This window comes from Polynucleobacter sp. 39-46-10, assembly GCF_002282275.1.
Genome location: NZ_NCJB01000187.1, coordinates 1 through 4557 on the forward strand (window position 1 = coordinate 1; position 4557 = coordinate 4557).

5 protein-coding genes are annotated in these 4557 nt (G+C 47.2%); all 5 read left to right on the top strand.

The window, feature by feature from the left end:
- Positions 1 to 414 (top strand): division/cell wall cluster transcriptional repressor MraZ (gene mraZ, locus B7X71_RS12140; protein ID WP_293600854.1); only part of this gene is annotated, 414 nt, incomplete at its 5' end.
- Between the two features lie 12 nt (positions 415 to 426).
- Positions 427 to 1377 carry a 16S rRNA (cytosine(1402)-N(4))-methyltransferase RsmH gene (rsmH, locus tag B7X71_RS12145; RefSeq protein WP_215302418.1) on the top strand — a complete coding sequence of 317 codons (951 nt, stop codon included), beginning with the start codon at positions 427 to 429 and terminating at the stop codon, positions 1375 to 1377.
- The gene (gene ftsL / locus B7X71_RS12150) at positions 1374 to 1640 is read left to right on the top strand and encodes a cell division protein FtsL (protein ID WP_215302419.1); all 267 of its coding nucleotides are present in this window, start codon (positions 1374 to 1376) and stop codon (positions 1638 to 1640) included. Before rsmH ends, ftsL begins: the two co-directional genes overlap by 4 nt.
- Complete coding sequence (locus B7X71_RS12155) at positions 1637 to 3409, top strand: penicillin-binding protein 2 (protein WP_293600855.1); 1773 nt, start codon at positions 1637 to 1639, stop codon at positions 3407 to 3409. The genes ftsL and B7X71_RS12155 overlap by 4 nt, the downstream gene beginning before the upstream one ends.
- On the top strand, positions 3406 to 4557 hold a 1152-nt coding region (locus tag B7X71_RS12160), incomplete at its 3' end, for a UDP-N-acetylmuramoyl-L-alanyl-D-glutamate--2,6-diaminopimelate ligase (protein WP_293600856.1). The genes B7X71_RS12155 and B7X71_RS12160, both read left to right, overlap by 4 nt.

Genomic DNA, 4557 nt, shown 5'->3' on the forward strand with positions numbered 1-4557 from the left:
TCAGCTCTCAATTTAGATGCAAAAGGCCGCATGTCTGTGCCGGCAAAGCATCGTGACGCCTTGTTAGTTCAAGGTGAGGGTCGTATCACGCTCACAAAACACCCGGATGGATGTCTATTGTTATTCCCCCGTCCCGAGTGGGAAACTTTCCGTTCACGTGTCGCGCAATTACCCATGGATGCCCATTGGTGGCGTCGAATCTTCCTTGGCAATGCTGCAGAAGTTGATTTGGACAGTGCTGGAAGAATTCTGGTGAGCCCAGAGCTGCGATCAGCTGCTGGTATTGAAAAGGAAGTGATGCTACTCGGCATGGGTAGTCATCTAGAGTTGTGGGACGCCGCTACTTACGCTACAAAAGAACAGGCTGCCATTGCACAAGGTATGCCTGAAGCCCTGAAGCAATTTAATTTTTGATGACAGGGTGCCATGAACATAACTCATCGCCCAGTATTACTGGCCGAGGCGGTGACGGCGCTGATCAGTGGTCCACGCATCAACTCTCCCGAGGCTTCACAAAACCTGCTCCTGATCGATGGAACATTTGGGCGCGGTGGTCACACGCAAGCGCTACTCTCGCAATTACCTCAAGGCGCGCGAATGATTTCTTTCGACAAAGATTTAGATGCGATCGCGGTCGCGGAAAAAATCAACGACTCTCGCTTGAGAATTGTGCACGACAGTTTTGCGCAGATGGATCAATACGCGGAGTCAGAATCTGTCGACGGTATTTTGTTAGACCTGGGTATCAGCTCTCCACAGGTGGACGAAGCGCATCGCGGCTTTTCCTTTCGCAAGGATGGTCCACTCGATATGCGCATGAATACGGATCAAGGTTTGACGGCAGCGGAATGGTTGGAGCAAGCATCACAAGAGGACATCACGCGCGTGATTAAGACTTATGGTGAGGAACGTTTTGCATTTCAGATCGCTAAAGCTATTGTGGCAAAGCGAGAAGAAGGCTTGCCCCCAAAAACAACCTTGCAATTAGCAAGCTTAGTAGCCAGCGTAGTTCGTACAAGAGAAGTAGGTCAAGATCCAGCTACTCGCACTTTTCAAGCGCTCCGTATTTTTATTAATCGTGAATTAGAAGATCTAGAGCTTGGATTAAAAGCGGCGTTAAGTTTGTTGAAGCCTGGCGCACGTTTGGCAGTGATTAGTTTTCATTCGCTCGAAGATCGTATCGTGAAGCAATTTCTGCAGTCTCATGCAAAGATTGAAGTGCCTCGCGGTTTACCTGTCCGCGATCGAGATTTGCCACAAAGCGCCTTAGAGATCATTGGGCGCGTTAAACCTAGTGATGAGGAGATTCGAGAGAACCCTCGTGCTCGTTCGGCCATCATGCGTGTTGCTGAAAAGCGCATAGGAGCATTCGCTTGAATCGCGCCACGCTAACATTGCTCGTTTTATTGTTAGTCTGCGCCCTATCGCTGGTCGCAGCCCAGCAGCGTGCGCGTAAATTATTTATCGCTTTAGACCGTGCGCAAATTGAAGAGCGTAAGCTAAATCAAGACTGGCTACGTCTAGAGTACGAGCAGCGGAATTTATCGAAGTCTGCGCGGATACGAGATGTTGCTCGCAATCAGTTGCGAATGGTTCCTATATCTCCTGAGCGTACTTTGTATCTGAAGGAGACTAGATGAGGACGGTAGGCTTCTCTACTACGCCGAATTTAGTGTTGCGTCTGCCTATGTGGCGGTCGCGCCTCATGCTGTTCATACTTTTTTTTGTGTTCATGCTGCTGCTGGTTCGTGCGTTCTGGATTCAGGGCCCAGGGAATGCATTCTATGAAGCGAAGGGTGTGCGCGGTACACAACGTGAGTTGGAGCTACCTGCTTCCCGCGGAAAAATATTGGATCGCAATGGTCAAGTGATTGCTACGAGCTTAGAGGCAAAATCAGTGATCGCCTATAACGACACTGTACCGGATGACTTGGCTGCAGATAAAGTGCAAAAGTTAGCAAGACTATTGCAGATCAGCGAATCAGATTTACGTAAAAAGTTAAAAGAAGATCGTAAGCAAATTTTCTTAAAGCGCCAAGTAGATCCAGAAGTGGCGCAAAAAATAAGGCAATTAGAAATCCCAGGCATTGGCTTAAATAATGAGTACCGTCGCTTTTATCCAGAGGGTGAGGCGATGGCGCACGTAGTTGGCTTTACTAATGTGGAAGATCGTGGCCAAGAGGGTATGGAACTCTCGAGAGAAAAAGACTTGGCTGGACATGCAGGCGCACGTCGAGTAGTTGTAGATCGTCTCGGTCGTGTTGTCGAAGAGGTTACGATTTTGCAGTTACCTCAAAACGGTAAGGATTTGCAACTCTCGATTGATAGCAAGATTCAGTTTTTGGCTTATAACGCTGTCAAGAGTGCGGTCGAGCAGCATCGTGCAAGTGCTGGAGGTGCAGTAGTGTTAGATACCCAAACTGGGGAGATCTTGGCATTAGCGAATTATCCAAGCTATAACCCCAATGATCGCAAGAGATTAACTGGTGAGCAACTGCGCAATCGTGTATTAACTGACACATTTGAGCCTGGTTCAACAATTAAGCCATTGACTGTGGCAATTGCTTTGGAAAAAGGCGCCATTTCTCCGAATACCAATATGGTGATTGGTGCAAAATATTTGGTTGGTCCCAAGCCGATTACGGATACCCATCCTTATGGAAATTTGACGGTATCTCAAATCATTCAAAAATCAAGCAATATTGGTACGGCTAAAATTGCGATGAATGATTTAACTGCTGAAGAGATGTGGAATTTTTATACATCTGTTGGTTTGGGTCAGGCTCCAAAAATTGGCTTTCCGGGTGCAGTGGCCGGTACGGTACACCCCTATAAAAAATGGATGCCTACCGATCAGGCGCGAATTGCATTTGGTTATGGTATTTCAGGTTCACTCTTTCAGGTGGCTCGCGCCTACACCATCTTTGCTCGTGACGGCGAATTAGTCCCGCTCACGATTGAGCGCAGCCCAGGGTTCAAATCTGGTACTCATATTATTTCCGCTAAGACAGCGCTCGAGATGCGCAGCATGCTGGAGTCAGTTACAGAGCCTGGGGGCACTGCCATTAAAGCCCAGGCTGAAGGTTATCGGGTTGGTGGAAAAACAGGTACAGCTCATAAATTAGTGGGTAAGGGCTACGGTAATAAATACCGCGCTTACTTTGCTGGTCTGGCACCAATTAGTGCGCCACGCATTGTGGTTGCCGTGATGATTGATGAGCCAACTGGTGGTAGTCACTATGGCGGTGATGTTGCCGCACCAGTATTTTCTACTATTGTGAGTGAGACTTTGCGCACGCTCAATGTAGCTCCTGATAGCAATATGAATCAGGCAATACTGCTGGATAAAAATAATCTAGATACTCAAAGTGCTGCAGTCAAAACAAATGCAACGGTTTTAAAGAGATGATGACAATGGTTAATATTGAACCCCATCTCTTGATCTCGCATTTACGCGATCTCACATCTATGCATGCGAAAGTTACTGCAGATAGTCGTCAAGTTGAATCTGGCGATATCTTTTTTGCATACCCAGTTGGTCATGGGAATGCCTTGCGGGATGGTCGTGATTACATTGCTGCTGCCTTGGCCAATGGCGCTGCGGCAGTTGTATTTGACCCCGTAGATGGTGTTGCTAATGAATACCTAGATCGCTCAGAATGTTTTGCTATTGATAATTTATCCAGCTTGGCTGGAGAGCTGTGTGCACAGTGGTACGGTTACCCCAGTAAGCAGCTGAATGTTATCGGCGTTACCGGCACCAATGGAAAAACTAGTGTTACCCAGTGGGTCGCACAAGCTTTGGATGAGTCAAGTCATCGAACAGCAGTATTAGGTACCTTAGGCACCGGATTTCCGGGAGCATTGGTTCAGACTGGTTACACCACGCCTGATGCTCCGAGATTACAAACAGAATTAAAAGAATTACTTGATGCAGGTGCGCAGCAGGTGGCGATAGAGATTTCTTCTCATGCACTCGATCAGGATCGGGTTGCTGGTTTGGATGTACGTACTGCCGTATTTACTAATTTGACTCAAGATCACTTGGATTATCACGGCACGATGGGCGAGTACGCTGAGGCCAAGGCAAAGCTGTTCCAACTGCCCCAGCTTGAAAATGCCATTATTAATTTTGATGATCCTTTTGGTCGCGAATTAGCAATCAAGCTTCTCGCTGCAGATGGACCAAGGGTGTGGGGTTATGCATTGAGCAGTAATGCATTTTCTGGATTTGAAAAATTTGGCGATCGTCTGAAACGGAACTACGCAAAAAATACGGTATTTGCAACTACGGGTTATGAATCTGAATTTAGCTGTGATACGTCCAGCTCGAACACTGTTCAGCTTGCAGTATTGGGTGAATTCAATCTCAGTAACTGTCTTGCGGTTTGGACAGTTCTATTGGCTCAAGGCTTGAATCCAACTGAGGCCTCAAAGCGTATGTGCAAATTAAGTTCTGTTCCAGGTCGAATGGAATTGATTCGTGTGCACAAAACTCAAAGAACTGAGGGCCCCTTGGTGGTTGTGGACTATGCACATACACCAGATGCTCTCACT

Bases quoted from the DNA above. Each gene is read 5' to 3' on its own strand.
- rsmH (WP_215302418.1), top strand. From the start codon at position 427: ATGAACATAACTCATCGCCCAGTATTACTGGCCGAGGCGGTGACGGCG.
- B7X71_RS12155 (WP_293600855.1), top strand. From the start codon at position 1,637: ATGAGGACGGTAGGCTTCTCTACTACGCCGAATTTAGTGTTGCGTCTG.